This is a genomic window from Pseudomonas sp. Leaf129 (assembly GCF_001423465.1).
Lineage (GTDB): Bacteria > Pseudomonadota > Gammaproteobacteria > Pseudomonadales > Pseudomonadaceae > Aquipseudomonas > Aquipseudomonas coleopterorum.
Genome location: NZ_LMOC01000007.1, coordinates 468,571 through 493,250, shown reverse-complemented (window position 1 = coordinate 493,250; position 24,680 = coordinate 468,571). Strand labels below are relative to the sequence as shown.

Annotated in this window: 22 protein-coding genes; 10 read left to right on the top strand and 12 right to left on the bottom strand. The window is 63.3% G+C overall.

Translation table 11 applies throughout. The features are described from left to right. Positions 1-137: 137 nt before the first annotated feature. From ASF66_RS13835 to ASF66_RS13825, 3 genes are read left to right on the top strand one after another with little or no spacing between them, the layout of a single operon-like run. Positions 138-860, top strand: a complete 723-nt coding sequence (locus tag ASF66_RS13835; protein ID WP_056844253.1) for a fimbria/pilus chaperone family protein — start codon at positions 138-140, stop codon at positions 858-860. Next, positions 860-3,232, top strand: coding sequence for a fimbria/pilus outer membrane usher protein (locus ASF66_RS13830; RefSeq protein ID WP_056844252.1), 2,373 nt, complete (start codon positions 860-862; stop codon positions 3,230-3,232). Before ASF66_RS13835 ends, ASF66_RS13830 begins: the two co-directional genes overlap by 1 nt. Then, positions 3,229-4,353, top strand: coding sequence for a DUF1120 domain-containing protein (locus tag ASF66_RS13825; protein ID WP_056844251.1), 1,125 nt, complete (start codon positions 3,229-3,231; stop codon positions 4,351-4,353). Before ASF66_RS13830 ends, ASF66_RS13825 begins: the two co-directional genes overlap by 4 nt. Positions 4,354-4,360: 7 nt before the next feature. Here ASF66_RS13825 and ASF66_RS13820 read toward each other — a convergent pair whose 3' ends face one another. Both ASF66_RS13820 and ASF66_RS13815 read right to left on the bottom strand, forming a co-directional pair. Continuing rightward, positions 4,361-5,011: a DUF1120 domain-containing protein gene (locus tag ASF66_RS13820; protein WP_056844250.1), complete on the bottom strand. Its 651-nt coding sequence runs from the start codon at positions 5,009-5,011 to the stop codon at positions 4,361-4,363. 182 nt (positions 5,012-5,193) lie between these two features. Next, on the bottom strand, positions 5,194-5,850 hold the full coding sequence (locus ASF66_RS13815) for a DUF1120 domain-containing protein (protein ID WP_056844249.1): 657 nt from the start codon (positions 5,848-5,850) through the stop codon (positions 5,194-5,196). 226 nt (positions 5,851-6,076) lie between these two features. On the opposite strand from ASF66_RS13815, the gene dapE reads away from it, so the two are divergent. The 3 genes from dapE to ASF66_RS13800 are packed head-to-tail and all read left to right on the top strand — an operon-like array spanning position 6,077 to position 8,430. Further along, a complete protein-coding gene (gene dapE / locus ASF66_RS13810; protein WP_056844248.1) occupies positions 6,077-7,228 on the top strand; it encodes a succinyl-diaminopimelate desuccinylase in 1,152 nt (383 codons plus the stop codon). Beyond that, a complete protein-coding gene (locus tag ASF66_RS13805) occupies positions 7,228-8,040 on the top strand; it encodes a putative RNA methyltransferase (protein ID WP_056844247.1) in 813 nt (270 codons plus the stop codon). The genes dapE and ASF66_RS13805 overlap by 1 nt, the downstream gene beginning before the upstream one ends. Positions 8,041-8,052: 12 nt before the next feature. Further along, positions 8,053-8,430, top strand: coding sequence for a hypothetical protein (locus ASF66_RS13800; RefSeq protein WP_056844246.1), 378 nt, complete (start codon positions 8,053-8,055; stop codon positions 8,428-8,430). A 21-nt stretch (positions 8,431-8,451) separates the two neighbouring features. Here ASF66_RS13800 and ASF66_RS13795 read toward each other — a convergent pair whose 3' ends face one another. The 4 genes from ASF66_RS13795 to ASF66_RS13780 all read right to left on the bottom strand — a co-directional run bounded on the left by ASF66_RS13795 (position 8,452) and on the right by ASF66_RS13780 (position 13,340). Further along, positions 8,452-9,399 (bottom strand): fimbrial protein, encoded by a 948-nt coding sequence (locus tag ASF66_RS13795; protein WP_056844245.1) that lies wholly within the window; start codon positions 9,397-9,399, stop codon positions 8,452-8,454. 41 nt (positions 9,400-9,440) lie between these two features. Beyond that, on the bottom strand, positions 9,441-12,062 hold the full coding sequence (locus ASF66_RS13790; protein ID WP_056844244.1) for a fimbria/pilus outer membrane usher protein: 2,622 nt from the start codon (positions 12,060-12,062) through the stop codon (positions 9,441-9,443). Further along, entirely contained in the window at positions 12,062-12,730 is a 669-nt protein-coding gene (locus ASF66_RS13785; protein WP_056844243.1) for a fimbrial biogenesis chaperone, read from the bottom strand. Before ASF66_RS13785 ends, ASF66_RS13790 begins: the two co-directional genes overlap by 1 nt. Positions 12,731-12,806: 76 nt before the next feature. Continuing rightward, the gene (locus tag ASF66_RS13780) at positions 12,807-13,340 is read right to left on the bottom strand and encodes a fimbrial protein (protein ID WP_056844242.1); all 534 of its coding nucleotides are present in this window, start codon (positions 13,338-13,340) and stop codon (positions 12,807-12,809) included. A gap of 614 nt (positions 13,341-13,954) precedes the next feature. Between ASF66_RS13780 and ASF66_RS13775 the strand changes: the two genes are divergently transcribed. From ASF66_RS13775 to ASF66_RS13765, 3 genes are all read left to right on the top strand, one after another. Next, positions 13,955-14,581, top strand: a complete 627-nt coding sequence (locus ASF66_RS13775; RefSeq protein WP_056844241.1) for a response regulator transcription factor — start codon at positions 13,955-13,957, stop codon at positions 14,579-14,581. Positions 14,582-14,761: 180 nt separating this feature from the next. Beyond that, complete coding sequence (gene plsB / locus ASF66_RS13770; protein WP_056844240.1) at positions 14,762-17,245, top strand: glycerol-3-phosphate 1-O-acyltransferase PlsB; 2,484 nt, start codon at positions 14,762-14,764, stop codon at positions 17,243-17,245. Between the two features lie 61 nt (positions 17,246-17,306). Continuing rightward, entirely contained in the window at positions 17,307-17,708 is a 402-nt protein-coding gene (locus tag ASF66_RS13765; protein WP_056844239.1) for a YbaY family lipoprotein, read from the top strand. 18 nt (positions 17,709-17,726) lie between these two features. Here the strand turns inward: ASF66_RS13765 and ASF66_RS13760 are convergent, their stop codons facing one another. Both ASF66_RS13760 and ASF66_RS13755 read right to left on the bottom strand, forming a co-directional pair. Next, the gene (locus tag ASF66_RS13760) at positions 17,727-19,916 is read right to left on the bottom strand and encodes a TonB-dependent receptor (protein WP_056844238.1); all 2,190 of its coding nucleotides are present in this window, start codon (positions 19,914-19,916) and stop codon (positions 17,727-17,729) included. Between the two features lie 137 nt (positions 19,917-20,053). Beyond that, positions 20,054-20,836, bottom strand: a complete 783-nt coding sequence (locus ASF66_RS13755; protein WP_056844237.1) for a class I SAM-dependent methyltransferase — start codon at positions 20,834-20,836, stop codon at positions 20,054-20,056. A 95-nt stretch (positions 20,837-20,931) separates the two neighbouring features. Here ASF66_RS13755 and ASF66_RS13750 point away from each other — a divergent pair, with 95 nt between their 5' ends. Further along, positions 20,932-21,546 carry a hypothetical protein gene (locus tag ASF66_RS13750; RefSeq protein WP_056844236.1) on the top strand — a complete coding sequence of 205 codons (615 nt, stop codon included), beginning with the start codon at positions 20,932-20,934 and terminating at the stop codon, positions 21,544-21,546. A 376-nt stretch (positions 21,547-21,922) separates the two neighbouring features. On the opposite strand, the gene ASF66_RS13745 is transcribed toward ASF66_RS13750, so the two are convergent. The 4 genes from ASF66_RS13745 to tsaB form a co-directional block, all read right to left on the bottom strand. After that, positions 21,923-22,612 (bottom strand): extensin-like domain-containing protein, encoded by a 690-nt coding sequence (locus ASF66_RS13745; RefSeq protein ID WP_056844235.1) that lies wholly within the window; start codon positions 22,610-22,612, stop codon positions 21,923-21,925. A gap of 47 nt (positions 22,613-22,659) precedes the next feature. Continuing rightward, positions 22,660-23,529 (bottom strand): DUF72 domain-containing protein, encoded by an 870-nt coding sequence (locus ASF66_RS13740; RefSeq protein WP_056844234.1) that lies wholly within the window; start codon positions 23,527-23,529, stop codon positions 22,660-22,662. Continuing rightward, positions 23,526-23,819 carry a hypothetical protein gene (locus ASF66_RS13735; RefSeq protein ID WP_049861304.1) on the bottom strand — a complete coding sequence of 98 codons (294 nt, stop codon included), beginning with the start codon at positions 23,817-23,819 and terminating at the stop codon, positions 23,526-23,528. The genes ASF66_RS13740 and ASF66_RS13735 overlap by 4 nt, the downstream gene beginning before the upstream one ends. Before the next feature lie 148 nt (positions 23,820-23,967). Further along, on the bottom strand, positions 23,968-24,648 hold the full coding sequence (gene tsaB, locus ASF66_RS13730; RefSeq protein WP_056844233.1) for a tRNA (adenosine(37)-N6)-threonylcarbamoyltransferase complex dimerization subunit type 1 TsaB: 681 nt from the start codon (positions 24,646-24,648) through the stop codon (positions 23,968-23,970). Positions 24,649-24,680 lie beyond the last annotated feature (32 nt).

Sequence of the window (24,680 nt, the reverse complement as noted above, 5' to 3'; positions counted from 1 at the left end):
GGTCCGAGCCGTCAGCGACCGGATTGCTTTTAGAGTACCGCAGCCCTCCCAACACCCCCACAAGATCTTCCCGGCACCTCGGTGCCGAGGAAGGCGTGGCCGTACTTGTCCGTTGCGTTCCTTGCCTGGAGACACCGATGAACCGCCGCACCCACGTCCTGTATTCGTACCTGGGCATCGCAACCCTGCTGACCTGCAGCCCCGGACTCCATGCCGACGGGATGATTCCGGAAACCTCGGTAGTCATCGTCTACGAGGGCGAGGCCGAAGCCGCCATCAAGGTCACCAACAGCGACCCGAACCCTGCGTTGCTGCACGTGACCCTGGAACACATCCCCGAAGACAGCGCATCGCTGCTGTTCGTCACTCCGCCCCTGTCGCGGGTCGAGGCAGGCGCATCGCAGCTAGTGCGCTTCATCCTGTCCAATCCCGAGCCGCTGACCACCCAACGCCTGAAAAGGGTCATCTTCGAGGGTCTGGCGCAGAGCACTCAGCCGGGCAACCCCGGCGAGGCACGGGTGTCGGTGAACGTACGGCAGAACCTGCCGGTGATCCTCCATCCCAAAGGTCTGGCAAAGAATGCCGAACCCTGGAAAGGCCTGCACTGGTCGCTGCACGACGGTCAGTTGACGGTTGCCAACCCCACCCCCTATGTCGTGCGTCTGTCCCAGGAACTGCACAGCGTGCCGAGCCAGACCCCTTGGCAACTGCCGCGCAGCTATGTACTGCCCGGCGACACGCTCACCCTGCCCGGCAATGCGTCGGCGGCCGCCGATAGGCAGATCCGTTTCACCCCTGCCACCGTGTACGGTTTTGCCGTGGGGACCCATGAGGCGACCCTGAACCAGGGCGCACCTTGATGAACGCGGTCACCCGTAGCACCTTGTCCGCACTGAGCTTGGCGCTGTACACCCAGGCGGCACACCCGACGCCGTTCGACAGCGAAACCCTGCGCCTGCGGGGCATCGACGCTAGCCTGGCCGCCTATTTAAGCCAGACCGCGCGGTTCACCGAAGGTGTGCACGCCGTGCGCCTTTGGGTCAATGGCCAGCCCAAGGGCATTGTCCAGGCCCGGTTCGACGCGGCAGGCGCCCTGTGTATCGACCAGGCCGTACGCGATGCCGGTGAACTGATCGACACCGGGCCCGACTGCGGCGATTTCCTCGGGCAGTTTCCGCAGACCCTCGTCGAGCTGATGCCACAAGCCGGTGAAGTCAGGCTGCTGGTACCTGCACCAGCGTTGCGCAGCGCCTCCGCCGACCTCTCGGCTTTTACCCAAGGTGGGGTTGCCGGCCTGCTCAACTATGACGTGCAGGGCTTGTACAACCAGTTCAACGGCCAGCGCAGCCGGTTTCTGTCGGCCAATACCGAGGCTGGGCTCAATGCGGGCGACTGGATACTGCGCAGCCGTCAGTTCTACAACTCGGTGCAGGGCCAGGCGAGCCTGCAGCACATGGAAGCCTATGCACAGCGCACCTTCAGCGATCAGCAGGCAATGCTGCAGTTGGGCCAGATCAACCTGAGCAACCCGGTGCTCGCCGGCGCGCGTGTCACTGGCGTGCAGTGGATGAGCGAACCCGCCTTGAGCGTCGGCGGCAGTGGCGCTCGGGTGCAGGGCATTGCCGCCACCCAGGCACGCGTGGACGTCCGCCAGGGCGGCGTGCTGATCTATTCCACCGTGGTTCCGGCCGGCCCTTTCGAGCTCAGCGATATTCCTCAGCTGGATCGACGCAGAGACCTGGACGTCACGGTGATCGAGGCCGATGGCGAACGTCGCACCTTTACTGTCCTGGCGGCTACTCTGGGCCTGGACTTGCCTGCACGGGGCTTCGCTCTGGGCATTGGCCAGCTGCGCGACAGCGGTCGCAGCGCCCGGGAGCCTTGGGTACTGAGCGCCGGTGGCAGCTATCCGCTGGCCCCCGCCGCCAGTTTCAGCGGCGGTGCCCTCATCGCCCAAGGGTACAACGCCGGCGGCGCCGGATTGAACCTTGAACCCTGGCCCGGCGCGCGAGCGCAGGGCCTGGTGCAGGCCGCACATGCCAGCGAATCGGACGACCAAGGCGTGCAGGGCAGCATCAGCCTCAATCAGCAACTCGGCGATCGCTGGTCGGCCCTGCTCAGCGCCGGTCGGCAGACGGTCGGCTATCGAGAACTGATCGACAGTGCGTGGAATCAGCCCGCGGACCTGAGCAGCCGCCCGCGCGACCAGTACGCTTTAGGCCTGGCTTGGAGCCATCCCTGGGCGGGCAGCCTGAGCGGCACGTGGTCCACCACCACGGCGTTTGATGGGCAACGCTCCAGTCGGGCCCAAGTCAACTGGGGGCGACGACTGGGTCCCGTGTCCCTGACCGCTACCGGGCAATGGCAGCTGGCCGGCGACGGTGGCCTGGGCAATGCCTTGTATCTGAGCGCCAGCCTGCCCCTGAGTGACGGCCTGAACTGGCGCTCGACCGCCCGCAACGACAGCACCGGCATCCGCCTGGGCAGCGGTGTGCAAGGCCGCTGGGACGAGCGCACCCAGTACCGGGTCGCTGCCGAACGGGCCAGTCGCACCGGCGAGGTGAGCTACAACGGCGGTGTCTCGCGGCTGACCCAGGCCAGTCAACTGGACGTCGGCTATGCCAGCTACGGCCGCGGCAGCCATGGCTACAGTGGCGCTGCACGGGGCGCCGTGGTGCTGCACGAAGACGGTTTCACCTTGTCGCCCTACCCGTTGCAGGACACCTTTGGCCTGCTGACCCTGGAGAATGTCGCAAACGTGCAGATCGATACCCCCGGCGGCAGCGTGTGGACCGACCGCAAGGGCCGCGCCGTGTTGCCGCAACTGGCGCCGTTCGGTCGCAGCAACGTGCAGGTGGCCACCGCCTCGTTACCGCGCAACGTCGACGTGCATCAAGGCGCCGCTACCCTCCAGGCCGCGCGAGGCGCCGTGCCGCGGATCACGTTCGGCGTGGAAATCACGCGACGCCTGCTTCTTCAGGTTCAAGACGAGGCCGGGCGGCGCCTCAGCCGTGGCACGGGCGTTACCGATGCACAGGGCCAACTGGTGACGCTGGTGCAGGAAGACGGCGCAGTCTTCGTGCCCAATCTCCATGCGAGTCCGCAATTGTGGAGCCGCACGGTGGACGAGCAGCCCTGCCGTTTGCAGTTCGAGCTGCCGGCCAGCGCCGATACCCAGGCCTATTACGAGCAGAGCGTGGCGCAGTGCCGCGTCGAGGAGCGCGAATCATGAACCGTCGCATCAGCCTGGCAGCGCTGCTGGCCATCACCTTGGCAGCGCCGTTGCCAGCATTGGCGCAGGAATGCAGCCTGTCGCTCAGCCCGACCGACATCGACCTGGGTCAATTCAATCGCACGACCGTGCAGTTGGCGTCCGGCGAGGTACCTTTGCCGCCGCGTCGACTCAGCCTGAGCGTACTGTGTGAAACCGAACAGGATCTGACGCTTGCCTATCGGGCCGGCCAGTTCTCGAACCAGGGCTATGCCTTGGGTTCGCAAGGCGCCTACCGTCTGCGCGTGCTGCAGGCATCGGTGGACGATCAGCCGGTACAGTGGGGCCAGGTGGCGGCCGCTGCGCCACAGGTTGCAACCCGCACCGGCGCAGCGGCGCTGGAAGGTGACCAACCACTGCAACCGCTGCGGGCCGGCCGCGCGGTCAGGGGCAAACGCCTGCAGGCGCAGATCGAACTGCAGGCCACGCTTGCCCCCACCGTGCTCACCGCCAGTGACGCCCATGAGCTGTCGGCCAGCGGCAGTTTCGACATTGTCGGTCAGCAAAAGCCATTGCTGGTGAAGGCCGGGTTCGCTCCAGCCGCGTGTCGGCCCTCGCTGGCGGGCAACGCGAACGTGAACTTCGGTCGCATTGGCATGGCCGATCTGCGGCGCGAATCGGTCACCACGTTGAGCCGGCAAACGGTGCTGGAAGTGGACTGCGACGCACCGACGCGCTTCGCTATCCGCGCGCTGGATAACCGCGCCGGCTCCGTCAGCGACCAGCTTCTGGCTGCCGCCCCGACCTTGTTCGGCATCGGCCGCGCGGCGGACGGTCAGGCCTTGGGCGGCTTCACCGCTCGGCTGGGCGCGGGGATAGGTCGTGACGGCAGCAGTGCTTACCCCTTGCTAGGAGACGCTTCTGCGCAAACCTGGCGACCGCACCCCGATGGATGGCTGCACAGTGACGGCCAGCCCACCGCGCTGGGGCGACAAGCGACACCCGGCGTCGCTCCCGGCGCCTGGTCGGGGCTGTCACTGCCGCTGACCGTCGAACTGCACCTGGCTCCAGCCCGAGGGCTGGACGTGCGCCAGGAAACCCCGATCGACGGCTCGGCCACACTGGAGATCATCTACCTGTAGCGCATGCTTACAGGTAGACCAGCTCCACGGTGACGTGTCCGTCCAGGGGCACGGCATCGGTCACGGTCAGGCTGCGCGCAGGAGCGATAACGCCATGGGCGCGGATGCCCAGCTGGGCCATTCGTACCACTACGGCACCGGTGTCTACGCCGACACGGTCGACCAGCCCCAATAAACTGCCGTCGGTAGGCAGCGCCATCGGCTGGGCGGTAGAAGTGCTCCACAGGCTGCCGGTACGATCGCCGAGGCTGAGAAACACACGACGGCCATCGACTGTCGAACGTGCTGGATCGACTTGCAGATAATACGCGCCAATCTGCTCATCCGACGCCGTGCGGCCCATACCCAGTCGGCCAGCAATGCCGGAGTCGTAGGCTGAACCGGCGCGGTTGTCCACCAGGCGCAGACCATACAAGGTGGGTGTGCCGCACTGAATCGTCAGGTTCGGCGTGTGCTCGATCATCGCGGTAGGCCGCTCGGAGTGCAGGTCGGCCGAACTCACGGTGCCGAAGTGCAGCGTGCTGACACTCAGGATGGGCGTGCAAGCGCTGGGAACGAGCGTTCCGGTGACTTGAATATCCACAGTGGAAGCGCAGAAAGCAGGCGTGGTGAAGCCGAGCGCCAGCATGGCGGTCAGCGTCCGAAAGCCAGGATGCATGATGTTGTCCCTCACTGCCCGATGAGCTGACCGGCACGGGGAACCGGTCACGCTCTTCAGGCTGAAGGGAAAGTTTCCCCTTTGAAAGAGGAAATTTCTGAAGAAAGGTAAATCTGTTCCTACGAAAGATCTTGGTACAAGTAGATCTGACTGCACCTAGTTCTTCCTGCACGTAGTTCTTCCTACAAGTAGAACAATTCAAGGGTAGCGGCACCGGCCAGGGGCACTTCAGTGTCCAACGTCAAGCTGTCGGTCGGCGCGATGGTCAGGTAAGACACCAGGGTCAGCACTGCGTCCTTTGCCGGCATGGGTCCGCCGCCATCGATTTTTCGGCTGGCCAGACCAATGAGCTGACCATCGTTGCGCAAGCTGCGCGCACGGCGTTCGGCGGCGGACCAGGCATTGCCAGTGGGGCTGCCTATCAACAGCAGAACCGGTTCGCCATCCAGGCTCGAGCCTTCAGGATCTATACGTAGCCTGTAAGAGCCGATTTTCTCGTTCTTGCTGGTCAAGCCCAGCCCGAAGCGGCTGCCGTCGTTGTTTTCCAGGACTGAATCGGCGCGATTGTCCACCGCCCGAAGCGCATAAGCGGTAGCGGCTTCGCAATTTATGTTCAACGTTGAGGTACGGGCACGATCGAGCAGGACGGTGGGCGCTGCAGCAAGCAGGTCGCGGGTATACAACCGCCCATGATCGAAAAGCGCGTTGCTCAAGGTAGGTGTGCAGCCACCCGGCACGATCGAACCGGTGACGGTAATGTCCACCGATGGCGCGGCGACGGCCGTGGCAAGGGAGGTGAGAAGCGTGGCAAGCACGGTGATGCGGGTAATGGGGTTCATATTGTTCTCTCAGACTATGCACTCCCGGGAAGGGGTGACGCCTGCGGCATGGTGATGGCCAAGCGCGGGTCAAGACATGAGAGATCGGTTGCCATACCCAACGAACGCGCGCACAGCGATGTAGGTCTCGGGACGCGAAAGTGCCGCCAGCGGGCGTGCGGTGTTGGCCCATGCGTTTTTGCTTTACCATATCGCCCCTTTGCCCGCCCCTGCTTCCGGAGTTTCCATGACGGCCGCCGCCGACCTTTCGCCCACGCTGCAGCTCGCCTGCGACCTGATCCGCCGCCCTTCGGTCACGCCCCTGGACGCCGATTGTCAAAAGCTGATGATGCAGCGCCTGGGGCAGGCCGGCTTCGCGCTGGAGCCGATGCGCATCGAAGAGGTGGATAACTTCTGGGCCACTCACGGTACCCAGGACGGTCCGGTGCTGTGCTTCGCCGGGCATACCGACGTGGTACCTACCGGCCCCACCCAGGCCTGGCAGATCGCTCCGTTCGAGGCCGTGATCGACGCGCAGGGCATGCTCCACGGGCGCGGCGCGGCCGACATGAAGGGCAGTCTGGCGGCCATGCTGGTAGCCGCCGAGCGCTTCGTCGGCGACCATCCAAACCATCGCGGTTCGGTCGCCTTCCTGATCACCAGCGACGAAGAAGGCCCGGCCCACCATGGCACCAAGGCGGTGGTCGAACGCCTCGCTGCCCGCAACGAACGTCTGGACTGGTGCATCATCGGCGAGCCGTCGAGCACCGCCCTGGTTGGCGATGTGGTCAAGAACGGCCGGCGCGGCTCACTCGGCGCGACCTTGACCGTGCGCGGCGTGCAGGGCCATGTGGCGTATCCTCATCTGGCCCGCAATCCGATCCATCTGGCGGCCCCGGCGCTGGCCGAGCTTGCCGCCGAGCATTGGGACGACGGCAACGCATTCTTCCCACCGACCAGCTTTCAGGTGTCCAACCTCAACAGCGGCACCGGCGCCACCAACGTCATTCCCGGTGACCTGACGGCGGTGTTCAACTTCCGTTTCTCCACCGAGTCCACCGTCGAAGGCTTGCAGCAACGCGTGGCTGCGATTCTCGACAAGCACGGCCTGGACTGGCACATCGACTGGGCGCTGTCCGGCCTGCCGTTCCTGACCGAGCCGGGTGCTCTACTGGATGCAGTGGCCGCCAGCATCAAGAACGTCACCGGCCGCGAGACCCAGGCTTCGACCAGCGGCGGCACGTCCGACGGGCGCTTCATTGCCACCCTGGGCACCCAGGTGGTCGAGCTCGGCCCGGTCAATGCCACGATCCACCAGGTCAACGAACGCATCCTGGCCAGCGACCTCGATGTGCTGACCGAGATCTACTACCAGACCCTCGTCGAGTTACTCGCCTGATGCTCACCTGCCCCCTCTGTACCGCCATGCTGGCCAATGCCGACAACGGCATGGTCTGCCCCAGCGGCCACCGTTTCGACCGCGCGCGCCAGGGCTACCTGAATCTGCTGCCGGTGCAGCACAAGAACAGCCGCGACCCCGGCGACAACCAAGCCATGGTCGAAGCCCGCCGCGACTTCCTCAACGAAGGCCACTACGCGCCCGTGGCCCAGCGCCTGGCCGAGCTTGCAGCCGAACGCTGGCCACGGCGCTGGTTGGACATCGGCTGCGGCGAAGGGTACTACACCGAACAGATCGCCCAGGCCCTGCCGCGCGCCGACGGGTATGCCCTGGACATCTCTCGCGAGGCGGTCAAGCGCGCCTGCAAGCGAGCGCCGTCGGTGCATTGGCTGGTTGCCAGCATGGCGCGTGTACCGCTGGCCGATGCCAGCTGTCAGTTCCTGACCAGCGTGTTCAGCCCGCTGGACTGGGACGAAGCCAAGCGCCTGCTGGCGCCGGGGGGCGGTCTGATGCGTGTGGGGCCCACCAGCGGCCACCTGATGGAGCTGCGCGAGCAGCTGTATGACGAAGTACGCGACTACGTCGACGACAAACACCTGTTGCAGGTGCCTGAGGGCATGCAGCATGCCCACCATGAAACCTTGACCTTCAAGCTCAAGCTGATCGACGCGCAATCGCGCGCCAACCTGCTGGCGATGACCCCCCACGGCTGGCGCGCCAGCGCCGAGCGACGCGCCGCGGTGATCGAACAGCCGCGGCCGCTCGTGGTCACGGTATCCATGCGCTACGATTATTTTGTGCGTCAAGACTGAGCGAGCCTACCCATGCGCCAACCTGATATCGAGATTTACCTCAAGGACGCCGACGTCGATCACAAGGCCATCGCCGCCTGGCTCGGCGAAGCCCTGGGCCCTTGCAGCGATTGGCAACAGAAGGGCCAGACCTGGAAGTGCCGCGCAGGAAACGTGCCGGTAACCTGGCTGCCCAAGGCGGTAGGCAAGTGGAACAGCCTGTACCTGGAAAGCGACAAGACCCCTTGGGACGACGACATCGCCTGCGCCCGCGCAGCCTTCAAGGCGCTCAATGTCGAGGTGCGTTGCGCACCGGGCAGCTGGGTGGAAGAAGAAGGCGAAGAGCACGCCGACCGCTGGATTCGCGTCAGCGACGATGGCGAGGAAGAGATCACCTGGCGTACCAGCTGATACCGGTCTGCCTTCCTCGCGCTATTCATACTTCAGGGTGAACGTGGCCGTGGCGCGAACGACGCCGGGTGTCACGCCAACCGTGGTTTGGTAGTAACGCGCCACGTACTGCGCAAGGAACGTGCCGCCCTGTGCAGTGCCCAACGCGGTCATTACCCCGAAGGTCACTGGCGTTGCGCCCCGCAGTACCTGCACGCCGACGCCGGTGGCCGAGCCCGCCACGGGGGTGAGCCGCAATACGCCCGGCGCCGACGCGCCGACGGCGTTGCCATCGATCTGCGCGCTGACTCTGACATTGGGGTCGCATTGCAGGGAGATATCGAACGCCTTGTCACCAGCCGTGCTGCCGACCCCGGTGAACTGACTGAGCGAAGCCTGATCCAGCGGCACGTCGACCACAGACTGGTTGACCGCACATGTCCTGGGTGACACCGAAGCCGCCGACATGGTGAACAGAAACAGATCGCGCCCGGCCCCTGTACCGGGACCGCGGGCGATCGTGCCACCGGACACCGTGCCCCCGCTGATCGGTCCTGTTTTGATCAGTTCAAGGGTGGCACGCGTAGCATCGACATAGCGCGGACCCATGGCAATGATGTTGATGAACGGCGGGTAGAAATTGTTCACGCCTGGATACAGGAACGCGATGCGTAGCCGCAGCCCCACCCCGGAGACGTTGGTGGCGACCGCGCCGGTGATGCCTGCAACCGGCGCCGTGAACTGGCTGTACGACACCTGGAACGAGTCATTGCGCGCAGAGCAGAAGACCTTGACCGTATTGATATTGTCGACGGCCTCCTGCCAGATAATGCTGCCGACGGCCGCCGTGGGGGATGGCGAAATAGGCGGAATGTTGAACGCGTAACCATTTTGCTGACCGTCCGGCTGGGTGGAGCAGACCGCAAACGCAGGCGTTGCCCACAGCAATGACGCCATGCACAGGACGCTCACCAGCATGATCGCTTTCATTTAAGGCCCTTTTCCGTAACAAGAAATGAGATATGGCCCGCTCAGCGCGTATTGCAGTCGGCGCCAAGCACTTTCACCGGGCCCGTTGTTTCAGCCCCGGCCAGTGTCAACTTCGCGGTGCATAGCTGATCCGCTTCGCTGCCCCACCGCACCCGCACCCGCACCTGCGATTCGTCCGGCACCCCGCTCAAATACAACTCACCCTGCCCGCCTACAATGCCGCCACCGATCTCTTCCTCAGCGCCGGTGTCGGGGTTTCTGCCGAACAGGCTGGCCGAGGCACCGAAAGGCACGAATTCGTTTTCATTGCGAAGGGTCACCAGCACGCGACTGCCCACCCGCGTTTGAAAATCGGCCAACACCACGGCGCCACGGGTAGGCACCACAGTCTTGACGGTCTCGGGAATGTCCACATCCTCGGACAAGCTGTCAGGCGAGAGGCCTACCCGGTTTTCGCGGTAAGTAGTGGCATACGGCACCACCGCGTAACCGCGCCAGTCGGTCTTGACGCCGGGCTGGTTCTGCACCCGAACACCGGAGGCACCCGCAGCCTTGACCAGCGCCACGGTTTCGCTCAACGGTTGCGAAAGCGTGACGCCATACGGGTGCGCGATCACCCCGCCCTGCACACCTGCGGTGTACTGCTGGCTGTCATCGGTGTAGCTGTAGCCCGCCTGCACATTGCCGTAGGTCCCTTTGTAGGTGACATTGGCGCCGCCACCCTTGCCCATGCCCTGATTGCCGACGCTTTGACGCACGGCGTAATTGAGGTTGTTGTCCTCCAGCGCCTGGCCACTGACGGTCGCGCTTTGCGAGGTGCGGTTGCGGCTGTCGGTCTGGGTGCTGAGGGTCGCCCAACTGCTGCCCATGAAGCTCAGGGGTATCTGCACGCTGAGCACATAGTGTTGATCCGACCCCCGGCCGCCAGGGGTGAAGGAACTGGTGGTCGACAGCCCGAGGTTGACCCCGTTGGTGAAGCTGACGTTGTAGCCCGCACTCAGGTTGCGCTCGGTACCGCTCAGGCCCCAGTAGTCTTGCTGATAGGCATTGACGTAGAGGCTGCCGTATTCGCCCAATGACTGGCTGATCTGCACTTGCGTGCGGCTGCGCTTGTTGTATCCCCAGCGCCAGCGATCCATCACGTCGGGGACGATCTCGTTGGCCTCATTGAAGTCGTAGAAGCCGGACGTCGAATAACGGTAGCCGGCCAGGGTGAAGGTAGTGCCGCTCTGAAAGACGTCCTTGGCGTACTGCACCCGATAGGACTGGCCCTGGTGCCGGCTGCCATCCTGCAAACGCGTGTTGGCCTGGGTGACGTCGAAGGATACCGAACCCAGACGGCCCAACCCCTGCCCTACGCCGAACAGGCCGGAAGCGTAATCCGGGCTACCCGTGAGCCCGCCGTAGACCGTGGTGGTGTTGCTGATTCCGTAGGCCAGGCTGGCCTGCCCGAACCCTGGTTCTCTGGCGTCACCGTAAGAGGAACGGTACTGGCCGCCGGTAAACTCGTAGCGCAGGCGGCCATCGCGCTGCATCAGCGGTACAGACGAATAAGGTTGGATATAGGTACGCTCGTTGCCGCCTTCTTCACGCACGGTGACTTGCAAGTCGCCTGAACCACCGGTCGCGTACAGGTCGCGGATGACGTAGGGGCCGGGTGCCACGTAGGTCTGGTAGATGACGTAACCGTTCTGGCGCACGGTGATCTGCGCGCTGCTGTTGGCAATGCCGCGCACCACTGGAGCAAAACCACGCTGGCTGTCTGGCAGCATGCTGTCGTCTGATGCCAACTGCGCACCGCGGTACTGAATAGTGTCGAACACCGTGCCTGAGGTGGTTCCCTCGCCCAAGGTCAGTTGGCCGCCCAAACGCTGAATATCGCGTTGGGCGTAGGTATTGATGCTTTGCCAACTGCGACGGCTGCCCTGCCGGGTCATAGCATCATTGAATTCATCATCGTACTCGTCGTCGCTATACAGGCGTCGCGTGGCGCTGTTCCGGGTGTAGGTGTACGTCGAATTGTTGCGCAAGCGCCAGGCGCCCAGATTGACCCCGGTGCCAAGGTTGAGGAACGCGTTGTTGGCGTCACCACCGCCGTCGTAGCTGCTGCGGGCTGCGGTCAGGTTGTAGTTCATCACGAACGCTGGCAAGCCTTGATCCCAGCGCGAAGGATCAACGGCGTTGCGCGCATCGAAACGCAACGACGCTTGCGGTACCAGCACGTCCAGCCGTTGGTGCGCAAAATCGAACCGGGTACTGGCCTGCGGAATATACCTGCCCAGGTCGGTGACGATGGCTTGCGGGCTCAGTGCCGCCAGCGGCGCGAAGGCGGCCGTATTGACGCCCATGTCGGTCAGTTCCTGCACCGTCAGCTGTGCGCGCAACACGCTGTCTTCCATCACGAAGGTAACGCTGCGGTTGGCGACACGGATGCGGTTCAAGTAAATGTCCACGGGGTATTCACCCGGTAGCTGCTGGCCTCGCGAGAACACCTCCAGGTCGGCCGCGACGCCACCGCCGCGGGCATCCAGCGAGTACGGGTTGAAGATCAACTTCTCATCCGAACGCGCCGACATCGGTGACAGCAGCCAGCAGGTACTCAGCAAGCACGCCTGCACCGTCCGCGCCGTCAGGCCGCGATACAGCTGGGCTGGCAGGCGCATCAGCGCGTCACCTCTTCGGTACGTCCGCCGTAGTCATTGATCGCACGCCAGCTCACCTTGCCAACCTGGCTGCTCGAGACATTCATCGAGTAGGTGGCGAAGGGCGCAACCATGCTCGGCTCGTCCACAGCGGTACCACCTACCTTCACGTCGAAGAACGAGACGTAATGCGCGGTGGGGTTGGTGAAGGTCAAACGATTGCCGCTGCGGGCAACTGTCAGTTGCTTGTAGGCGTCCGCTGCAGTCTTTTTGATGGCCACGGGTCGATAGATCATCTTGATGCGGGTGCGCACCGAAATTTGTAGCTGGTTGGATCCGCTACTGCCGGGCGCGATGGACTTGATGTTGAGCCAATACAGGCTCTCGCGGTCTGTTGGCACGAGCGCGGTGTTGATGACGCGGACTTGGTTTTCCTGGCCGGCACTCAGCAGAAACAAAGGCGGAGTCACGAGGAAAGGAATCTTGCCGATGACTTTTTCATCCCCGTTGTCGAGCCAGGACTGGATGAGATAGGGGGTGTTTTTGTCCGGGTTTTTAATCGAGAGGCTAGCCATCCCCTTCTGCGCCTCGAAGACCAGCCGGGTTCCACCTACCTCTATGCCTGCCAGCGCCGGAGCTGTCAGTGTAAAGACCCACAGCGTGACAAGCAGGTTACGAATGATCCGCATAGGGGGGCCCTCTGGTGATGCGATTGCGGCGGACGGGCATGCGGGGCAGCGAACTGCCCCGCGACGGCCGCAGGGCCTAGTTGTAATCCAGGGTGAAGGTGGCAGTGCCGTTGGCCGGTCCCGCCGTGATGGCCGCGGTTTCAACGGTCGATACGTATCGGGCGGTAAACTCCAGGTTGGCGGCGCTGCCAGCGGCGGGGGCTGCGATACCAACTGACTTGGTGCCCGGCGGCACCAGCGTGTCGGTAACGGCCTCGTAGATACCGATACCCACGCCGGTCGCTGGAGTGCCGCCGGCGCTGAGAGCCAGTAGTTGCGGGTTGCCGGGTGCGGTCGGGCCGTCGAAACGCACCGCAACCCGAGTGATCGCTGGGTTACAGGCGTTGACGGTGATGACGAACGGGGCAGAGGACGCACGATCACCCGCAGTGACAAAGGCACTCTTGTTGACGTTCCCCAAGGGTACGGTCTGGTTCGCGGAACCGGGGTCGACCGTACAGGCGGCATCCAGGATGGTGCCGGTGAAATTGATCGTGCCGTCTACAGCATGGGCCAGGGGAGCCAGGGCTGCGGCGGCCAGAAAGCTGCTGGCGAGCAAGGTGGTGCGCATGATTGTATCTCCGGGATAGCAACTACTGGAACGGGAAGTGGGAAACTTCGCATCACCCACTCGGCACTATCAGAAGTTCAACCGGAACACCGAATCTGCGGCGCGACCAACCGGAATACTTCTGAAAGAGATAGCGAATATAGTTGAGGGCAGAGCAGGAAGTTTCCTACCGGACCATAAGAAATCTCCTAAAATTCCTGCACGACGCGTAATTGGATTGGTTTTACCTACCTTGTAAAACGCTTACCATTGCGGTAGCGCAACGGGGATCGTGCCGGCAGCACGGCGACGAAAAGCTCATAATTGAAAACAACTTTTCACGAGACTTACTTTAACTACAGGAGTGTAAGAAACTTATCAAAAAGCTCGTAAGCAGAACATTGCTTACAGCGCGATTGATCACTGAGGCACCTAGAGCGCCTGCAGTCTTAGTGCGCAAGAAAAGAACAAAAACTTATGGCCTGAAACTTGCGCAAAGACAGGAGGTGAACCATGCTACAAGTACAGTGCATGCCGGGTTATGCACGATCCAAGTCACGCGGCCTATCCAACTTTTCACCCGGCTCAGGAGCACATCCGTCTCAGCCGTTCCACCTCGGCAAAGAGAAGCCCTCATGTTCAAAGTTATCGTGGTGGACGACCATCCCTTCATACGCGCCTGCGTCACGGCGCTGGTCGAGCAACAGAAAGGCCATGTGGTCGCGCAGACCAATGACGGCGTACAGGCCGTGCAACTGGCTCGGCTGCACAGGCCCGACCTGATGATTCTGGACGTCAGCCTGCCCATGCTGGATGGCCTGGACGTCATGGCTCGGGTCACTGCCCTGGGAGTACCGTGCAAGTTTCTGGTGTTGACGGCGCAACCGGCCGCGCTTTACTCGCAACGTTGTCTGCAAGCAGGTGCCTCGGGGTTTATCCTGAAAACCAACGACCTCGAGGACCTGAGCAAGGCACTCAACGCCGTGATGAATGGTTACAGCTTTTTCCCCGACACACGCCTCGATGCTGCATGTACCAAAGGCAGCGCGATGCCCGATGAAAAACTGATTGCCAGCCTATCGGACCGCGAGCTGGCCATTCTTCAGCAACTGGCCCATGGCAAGAGCAACAAGCAGATCGGCGATGCCATGTTGCTGAGTAACAAGACCATCAGCACCTACAAGATCCGGCTGATCAAGAAACTCAGCGCGCCATCGGTGCTGTACCTGGCCGACTTCGCAAGGCGCAATCATCTTGTATGAATAATCTCGGTTGATGGTCAACCCCAGGTAAGGCACTGGGCTATCAAGCGGCATGATAATTCCTCCGAGATCCCAAACGGCTTGGAACCGGCATGGGCAAACGGACGCGCCACTGATACACCTCGATGCCTTCCACACACAAAACCCGGTAAAGTAGCGTTTTCCCCCAAGCCCTGGCCTATGACCCGCTCACCTCTGCACCGTCTTGTGTTCGGCACCTTGCGCCGCTTGCTGTACCTGTGGGTTCGTTCCGAAACCATCAACCAGTCTTCGTTTACTCTGAATCTGGATCGCAGCCGGCCGGTGCTGTACGCCTTGCAGTCGCCCTCGCTGACCGACCTTGCCGTGGTCGACCGCGAATGCACCAAGGCCGGCCTGCCCCGTCCGGTACTGCCCGTGGCCATCGGCGACCTCATGGAGCCTACGGCGGTGTTCTACCTCACCCCGGACCCGGACTGGCTCGGTCGTCAGGACAAACGGGGCGCCCCGCCTACCCTGGCCCGGCTGGTCACGGCGCTGGCACAGAACGCCGGCGAAGATGCGCAGATCATTCCAGTCAGCGTGTTCTGGGGGCAATCGCCAGCCAGCGAGTCCAGCCCCTGGAAGCTGCTGTTCGCCGACAGCTGGGCGGTCACCGGGCGCTTGCGCAAGCTGGTCAGCATCCTGATCCTGGGGCGCAAGACCCGCGTACAGTTTTCCGAGCCGATCCATCTGGCCGAACTGGTGCAGCAGAACAAGGGTCACGAGCGGACGGTGCGCATGGCCCAGCGCATCCTGCGGGTGCACTTCCGCAACCTGAAGACCTCCGTCATCGGTCCCGACATTTCCCATCGCCGCCACCTGGTCAAAGGCCTGGTACGCGATCCCCTGGTACGCCAGGCCATCGCCGAGGAAGCCGAGCGCGAGCACATCACGCTGGAAAAGGCCGAGGCCCGCGCGCTGCACTATGGCAATGAAATCGCCTCGGACTACACCTACACGGCTATCCGTTTTCTGGAGGTGGTGCTCAGCTGGTTCTGGAACAAGATCTACGACGGCATCAAGGTCAACAACATCGATGGCGTGAAGGACGTTGCGCGCGGCAACGAGGTCATCTATGTACCCTGTCACCGCAGCCACATCGACTACCTGCTGCTGTCCTACCTGCTGTTCAAGAACGGCCTGACCCCGCCCCACATCGCCGCCGGCATCAACCTCAACATGCCGGTGATCGGCAGCCTGCTGCGCCGTGGCGGCGCGTTTTTCATGCGTCGTACCTTCAAGGGCAACCCCTTGTACAGCGCGGTGTTCAACGAATACCTGCACACCCTGTTCACCAAGGGTTTTCCGGTGGAGTACTTCGTCGAGGGCGGCCGCTCACGCACCGGACGCATGTTGCAGCCCAAGACCGGCATGCTCGCCATCACCCTGCGCAGCTACTTGCGCTCCTCGCGTACGCCGATCGTCTTCGTGCCGGTCTACATCGGCTACGAGCGGGTGCTGGAAGGCCGCACCTATCTGGGCGAGCTGCGTGGAGCGACCAAGAAGAAAGAGTCCATTCTGGACGTGTTCAAGGTCATCGGCGCCCTCAAGCAGCGTTTTGGCCAGGTGGCAGTCAATTTTGGCGAGCCGATCAAGCTCCAGGCCTTTCTCGACGAGCAACAGCCTGGCTGGCGCGAGCAGGAATTGGCACCGCAGTTCAAGCCCGACTGGCTGAACGAGACCACGCACCGCCTGGGCATCCGCGTGGCCCGTCACATGAACGAGGCTGCGGCGATCAACCCGGTGAACCTGGTGGCACTGGCATTGCTGTCGACCAGCAAGCTGGCGCTGGACGAAGGCGCCATGGAACGGGTACTCGACCTGTACCTGACGCTACTGCGCAAAGTGCCCTACTCGCCTCACACCACCGTGCCCGAAGGGGACGCGCGCAGCCTGATCGCCCATGTCCAGGACATGAAGTTGCTGTCCGAACAGCGCGATGCCCTGGGCAGGATTCTGTACCTGGATGAACAGCATGCGGTGCTGATGACCTATTACCGCAACAACGTGCTGCATATCTTCGCCCTGCCCGCGCTGCTGGCCAGCTTCTTCCAGAGCACCTCGCGCATGACCCGCGAACAGATCCTGCGTTACGCCCATGCGCTGTACCCCTATCTGCAGGCCGAACTGTTCATACGCTGGAACGACGAGCAGCTCGACGAGGTGGTCGACCAATGGCTGCAGGCGTTGGTCGAGCAGGGCTTGCTGCGCCTGGAGAACGGCGTTTACCTGCGTCCCGCGCCCAGCTCGCGCCAGTTCGTGCTGCTGACCCTGTTGTCGCGCGCCATCGCCCAGACTTTGCAGCGCTTCTACATGGCGATTGCCCTGTTGCTCAACGCCGGCCAGAACACCCTCAGCGCCGAGGAGCTGGAAGACCTGTGCACGACCATGGCCCAGCGCCTGTCGATCCTGCATGGCCTGAACGCACCGGAGTTTTTCGACAAGAGCCTGTTCCGCCACTTCATCCAGACCCTGCTCGATCAGGAAGTGTTGCGCCGTGATGCCCAAGGCAAGTTGAGCCACCACCCGCTGCTCGACGAACTGGCCGAGGGGGCCGCCAAACGGGTGCTGCCGGCGGAGATTCGCTTGTCGATCCGTCAAGTCGCGCTGCACCGCAGCGAGCAAGCCGCCGACGGGCTGTGATCGTCGGCACTCATTGCCTATGCTTTGCCTGACGACTTAAATTTGTAAACGGAGATAGCCCATGAAACGCCTTTCACTGATCGTACTCAGTGCCCTCATCGGCGCCTGCAGCAGCCTGCAGCCTGCCAGCAAAGCCACCTTGGAAGGGGAAGCGTTCTATCTGCAGCGCATCGCCTTGCCACCTTCGGCGGTCTTGACCGTGAGCCTGCAGGACGTGTCTCTTGCGGACGCACCTGCCGTGGCCCTGGCCCGGCAAAGCGGCCCCATCACAGGCCAGGTGCCACTGCCGTTCAAGCTGGAATACGACCCGGCTCAAGTCAAACCGGGTCATCGTTATGCCGTGAGTGCCCGCGTCGAAGCCGATGGGCGCCTGTTGTTCATCAGCACCCAGCATCACGGAGTGACGCTGGATGGCAAGGATGAACAGCCGTTGCGCATCCGCATGGACGCCGCTGCGCGGTAACCGAGACAGCGGCGGTGGTCAGAATCGATAGACGCTGCTCAGCACCGCCGCGCGACCGTCGCCGTACTCCACGGCCGAAGAGCGGCTGTCGCTGCCGATGACCGTACGCACCCGCTCGACATAATGCTTGTTGGTCAGGTTGCTCAGGTTCAGCTGCAGTTCGAGGTTGTCCGAGGCCTGGTAACCCAGCATGGCATCGTGCACCCAGTAGGCCTCGAGCTTGGCTTGATCCTGGGATGTTAGGTTGCGCTTGCCGACATGGCGCACACCGTAGGCCAGGGTGATGTCGCCGGGAAGCTGATAGGCAGTCCACAGGTTGAAGGAACGCGGGGCGGTATTGCTCAGCGCCTGCCCTACACGCTTGGGCGAAGCTACCGACTTGAGCGTCTCGCTGTTCTGCAAGGTGTAGTTGGCAAACACGTGCCACTGCTCGGTCAACTTACCGGTGGCAGCCAGCTCCACACCCTGCACCCGCTGCTTGCCCGCCAGCAGGTTGGTGCCGTCGCTCAAGCGCTCGCGAACGTTGTCCTTGACCACGCGGAACAATGCGCCTTCGAGTTGCAGACGCTCATCGAACAATTGCCACTTGGTCCCCAGTTCCCAGGTTTTGCCCTTTTCAGGTTCCAGGCTGTGGGTGCTTTCGGATAACCCGCCGCCGGAGGTGAGCAGGTTTTCGGCCGAGGGGTTGAACGAAGTGCCGTAGGCCACGTAGAAGCGACCGTTCTCGGTGGGTTTGTAGACCAGACCGGCACGTTTACTGAAGACACCATCGATAGAGCCGGCCTGTGCACGAACGCCGCTAGAGGAGCGGCTATTGGCCTCTGCGCGCATATGGTCATAACGAAGGCCGAGGCTGAGGTCCCACTGCTCGTTCAGGGCCAGGGTGTCGAACACGTACAGTGCCCGATCCTCCATGCTGTTATGCGCCACACTGGTGGGCGACTTGACCTTCGGTCCGCTCCAATAGCCCGGTGGGTTGGCCAGTTCGTAGCCGTTCGCCGGGTAGAAGGACTCCACGGCATAACCCGAGGCCTTGCGGTCGTAGGTTTCGCGCGACAGCTCGGCACCGACCACCAGGGTGTGGCCCAGGCCGAAGGTGTCGAAGTGCCCGGTGAGGCTGGTCTGGTTCATGGCCAGACGGGTGTGCACATCGCGCCGGTAGGCTTGCGGCCCGGCCGGCAGGTAGCGGCCTGCCGGGAGCTTGGCGAGCTTGACGTGGGAAGCAGACACGGTGGTATCGCGGTCGACCTGGCTCAGTCGCGCCAGGTTCTGCACGGTCCAGTCCGGGTTCAGGTCGTGCTCGTACTTGACCGTCAGGCTGTCGGTGTCGGCACGTTCCTGGTCCAGGTTGCGCCAGCCGTAGTAGTGGCTTGTCTTGACCCCGGACGGACGCTTGCCATCGCGGGCAGGCACGCCGTAGTCGGGCAGGTTGTCATCGCTCTGGTGGAAATAGCTGAGGGTCAGGCGTGTATCGCTGCCGTGCCCGAACGTCAGCGAAGGCGCCAGGCCCCAGCGTTGCTGTTCGATACGGTCGCGACCCGGCACCTGGTTCTCGTGGGCCATGAGGTTCAGGCGAAACAGGGTACCGTCGCCGAGGTCGTGCAGTGGCTGGTTGGTGTCGAGGGTCAGGCGACGATAGCGATCGGTGCCGACACCTGCGCCCAGTTCGGTGAAGCTGTCGGCGAGCGGCAGCTTGGTGATCAGGTTGATGGCGCCACCGGTAGTGCCGGCACCGCCGAACACCGAGCTGGGCCCCTTGATGACCTCGACCTGTTCCAGGTTGAACAGGTCGCTGCGGCTGGTCTGGGCAGAATCGCGCAGGCCGTCGATCTGCAGATTGGCGTTGGCGCTGAAGCCTCGAATATTGATGCTGTCGCCCGACCCCCCGCCGCCCTCGCCCGCATTGAAGGAAATCCCGGAGATGTTGGACAGCGCCCGGCGCAGGCCCAGGGCGTTCTGTTCGCGCAGAATCTGACGCGGGACCACGGTCACCGTTTGCGGCACGTCGAGCAACGGCACGGCGTACTTGGCCGAGGCCGAACGCTGGACCTGGTAGGGCGGCGCAGCCTGCTTGCCCGTCACGCTCAGCTTGTCCAGCTCCATCACTTCATGCCCCTCATGGGCATTGGCACCGGCGGCGCAACCGATCAACGCCAAGCCCAGCGCCGAACGGCGGGGCAACGTGCAAACTCCTGTAGAACGGTACATGTATACAGCCTCATTACAAATGAGACTTGATTCTATTTGAGCGTGCCGGGCTAAAACCGGCACGGAAAAAATCAGGACCGTTCCTACGCACCCATGGGTACGGAAGCTCGCCGATGCCTACAGTACAAGGCTAATTCTCATGCTGGCTTGAGCGCTTTCTTCGGGTAGATATCGTAGCGACTGGACTTGCCTTCCAGGGCATGACTGGGTTTGCTGCCCTCGATGCACGGTGCCTTGCGCGGTCGCTTGACCACCACTCGGTGGGTGGCCAGCTCCAAGGCAGCGGCCAGCAGGGCCGGTGCATCCATGTCATCGCCCACCAGCGGTCGGAACAGGCGCATTTCCTTCTTTACCAGCGCGCTTTTTTCCCGATGGGGAAACATCGGATCCAGGTAGATCACCTGGGGGGCATCACCCTGCCACTGCTGCATGACCTCGATCGAGTTACCCTTGAGCAGCCGCATCCGTGCGACGATGGCCCCCACCTCCGGGTCATTCTGGGCGCGGTCCAAACCGTCTTCGAGCAACGCGGCGATGATCGGCTGGCGCTCCACCAGGCTCATGTCGCAGCCCAGGCTGGCCAGCACGAAGGCATCCTTACCCAGTCCCGCCGTGGCATCCAGTACCCGCGGCCGCACACCGGGCTGCACGCCCACGGCCTTGGCAATCATCTGGCCACTGCCGCCGCCGTACAGTCGCCGATGGGCCACGGCGCCTTCGACGAAATCGACCCGCACGGGGCCTGGTGCGTCCGCGCCCAGTTGCTGCAATTGCAGGCCGCTTTCGCCGACCTCCAGGGTGAAATCGGCGTCGGCCAACTGGCGAGGCAGCTCCAGGCGTTTTGCCCACCGTTCGGCTTGCGATTCGCAGACCTCGTTCTGCGCCTGAACCTGGATGCGACCACCTGCTTGCTGCTCCACTGAAGATTCCTGTATCGAAAGGCTAAAAGATCGGCGTATGCCGCCGATAAGAACTTTGCCAGGCATTTTGCCAGAGCCCAAGCGTGCCGAGTGCCATGTCCGTCATCAATTCCACAGCGCCAGGTTACATTTCGCCCACCGGCGACTTCAGCCAGCACAACATCCAGACCCTGGGTGCTGCGAGCGCGCTGTGGCAGGACTTCTTCGCCCAGGCATTGACCGAGCATGGCGAAGGGCAAGCTCAGAGACAGGAATCTGTAACGGGCGCCAGCGAATCGGCGAACGAACCCAGCGCCGGGAGCGAGATTCTGGCGCACATTCTCATGCAACGCTTGTGCGATGTGCGGCAGACGGAGGTCAAGCCACCCGAGCCGCTGTTTCTGCCCAAGGCCGAGCTGGACCTGACCCTGCTGGACAAGGCCGCCGAGCCATTGCCCGAAGAAGACGTGCTGGCGCAGCAGGCTCACCTGGCGTTCGACAGCCGTTGGGTTCGGCCACTGGTGCTAAGTCATGGGACCGAGGCATCCAACCCAGGCCCGGCCCCTGCCCCCCGCGCGTTGCACCTGCCGATCGCCGAACTGGATTGGCAGTTGGCCCAGACGTCGGAGCCGCTTGCGCAGGCGACCCTCGACGAGCAATGCCACGCATTGGCGCTGGACCTGAGCTGGATGCGCCCTGTTGTGCTGAACAATACCCGTCAAGCGGTTTGACCGACGCCGGGTTCATCCAGTTACACCGCATGCACCGCCGACGCGGCTCGCGCCGCTGCTACAGAAGTACTGTTGTGTTGAAAAACACGCGTCGAGCCGTTTGACCGACGCCGGGTTCATCCAGTTACACCGCATGCGCCGCCGACGCGGCTCGCGCCGTTGCTACAGAAGCACGGTTGTGCTGAACAACACGCTTCAAGCGGTTTGACCGACGCCGGGGTCATCCAGTTGCACCGCATGCACCGCCGACGCGGCTCGCGCCGCTGCTATAGAGGCACCAAAATTGCCGCGTCCAAGCGCCCCGCGGTACCCACACCCCTATAGCAGCGGCGCGAGCCGCGTCCGGGTGCACCGCAACAGCCGGGAACGAACACGATCAACGACACACGCTCCAGCGTCCCATATCGAGGTGAAAATGGTTGCGGTGGGCGGCGTTGTAATCGGGACCCAAGACGGTATTGAAATGCTTGCAGGCCCCGTCGCGTACCTCACGCAGGAAGCGCGCGTTGGCGCTGTCGCCGGGCCAGTCCTTGAGGACGTTTATGCGCCGACCATCGGCCAGGCGAAAACCGGCGATGTCCAGCGCGTTGGCGCTGGCGTGCTGGCTCAGGCGTCCTTCGCTGCGACCGTAGACATTGCGGCAGGCGAAGCTGCCCAGATGATCCACTTGGGTCACCGCCTGGCCGAACACGGCTTGCGCAGCCGGCTGCAGGGCCTGACGCTCGAACATCGCGAACGCCACGGCGACCGGACAGGTCGCCAGGAAGCTGCTGCTCAACCTGACCTCGCTGCCCTGCACGCGCAGCACATTCACCAACGGACACTTGGCATCGGCCGCACTGTCGGCCTGCTGGCTGTAGCGCACGGTAGACGTTGCCAGGGCCTGCACACAAAGCTGGGGATCACTCTGCAACCGGCTGAGCTTGTAGCGCGTCAGAAAATTCACTGGCTCGGCGATGTCCAGCGGCGCCCACGGATTCCACGGGTCGGGCACCTCTATCCAGCCTCGCCAGACGGCAACCGGGGCTGCGGCCAGTAGCAACAGAATGATCAGCAATCTCGACACATCGGCCTCGGTTCGGCATGGCTGAAGGAAACCACTGCAGTACCGGGTCAGAGCAGGCCGAGCTGCGCCGTCTGGGGCTCCGGAGGCAGTTCCCTTAAGGCCGGCAGCCCCGGCAAACGTTCCATCAGGCGCTCGTGGAAACGCCGGGCCAGGGCTGGGGCGAACAGATTGTCGGCCGTGTGCAGAAAGATGTAGGGGGTGCGCCCCTCCTCGATCCAGCCGGCGATCTTCTCGACCCAGGGCGTCAGGAACGGCTCGTTGGCCTGCACCTGCGGATGACCGATGAAGCGTACCTGCGGGCTGTTGCTGAAAGCCGTCGGACGTGGCGGCACACGGGGCTTCTTGGATTGGGCATGAAGCACGGCGGGTGCGTCCGAGGTGCAGCTGAACAAGGCCCGCGGGTCCAGGCAGATACGCTCGACAGTGCGCTCGCGCAGCAGGTTGTTGAGCAGACGCTCTTCGTCGCCACGGGCGAAAAATGCACCGTGGCGCACTTCCACGGCAATCGGCCGTTGCAGGATGTCGATGAAGCCCATCAGCTCCGGCAGTCGCCAAGGCGCGAATGAAGCCGGCAATTGCAACCACAGCGGCGCCACTCGTTCACCCAATGGATCGAGCAAGCGGCAGAAGTCCTCGGCGGCGCCCAACTGCTCGCGCAGGTCACCGCCGTGGCTGATGTCGCGGGGCAGTTTTGCGGTGAAGCGGAAGTCCGACGGCATGCTCGCGGCCCAGCGTTCAACGGTACTGGGCGCAGGGCGTGCGTAGAAGGTGGTGTTGCCCTCCACGGCATTGAACAGTTGGGCGTACAGGGAGAGGAAATCGGGCGGACGCGCATCGTGCGGGTAGAAATCACCGCGCCAGGCGTTTTCACTCCACGAAGGACAACCGATGAAATAAGGCAGGCTGGGCACAGTCAGATATGCACGTCCAGGCCCAGCACCTCGTTATCCCACTCGACGAAGCCCTGAGTGCTCAGGTACATGCCCAAGGCGTCAGCGGCGCGGCGGCTCATCGAACGAGGGAAGATCATGTCCTGCTGGCGTGCAGGAACACTGGCGCCCCGAGCGCGGGAGCGCTGGGGGGTGGGTTGCGCAGGGACTTCGAATTCGCCTTCGATATCGTCAACGGCATCCTGCACCCGCGCTTTATCCGCAAGCGGCTTGCGCTTGATCGGGTAAGGCTGGGAGGAAACACCATCGATACGCATCAGGTTCACTCGATCGTCGAAAGAAGCCGGCGCCGGTCAGGCTGCGACTCAGGTGATCACTAGACCACAAATTGCGACAAAGTTTTATCTCTATGGCAGATTCTGCCGATGAAATGCGCACTACAGGCGTGAACGCCGACGAAGCGTACTACAAAAGCGACTTTTTCGGAGTGGCGACGTTGTCGCGCAGATAAACCGGCTGGGCACCATCGGCGGGCAGTCCTTCGCCGCGCGCCCAGGCGAAGCGGGCCAGCTCCAGCAGGTCCTGGGCATGGGGCAGCAGGTCGGCGTCGCGCCCCACGGTGGCTACGGCGATCCGCTCGGCATAGGTCCAGCCGGTTCCCGCACCGAACCACTCTCCCGTGGCCTGGGCCGGTAGCTGGGCCCGTTCGGGCGCAAACACCCCTTCCTCGCCCTGCAGGCGCATTTCCCCAGCGTGCTCCTGATAGCAACCCCAGTACACCTCGTCCATGCGTGCATCGATGGCAGCCGCAACCTGACTCACACCGTGCTCGCGCCAGGCGCGTTGAGCCAGCAAGGCCAGGTTGGACACCGGCAGGACCGGCCGATCCAGGCCGAACGCCAGGCCCTGGACCACCCCTACCGCAATGCGTACACCGGTGAACGCGCCCGGCCCGCGGCCAAACGCGATCGCATCGACCGCCGTCAGCGCCACGCCTGCCTCGGCCAGAAGGGTCTTGATCATGGGCAGCAGCTTCTGCGCGTGCAGGCGCGGGATCACTTCATAGTGGCTCGACACCTTGCCGTCATGCAGCAAGGCGACGGAGCAGGCTTCAGTGGCAGTGTCCAGGGCCAGCAGGGTGGTCATCGAAAGGGTCCAGGCAATGTGTGTGGGAAGGA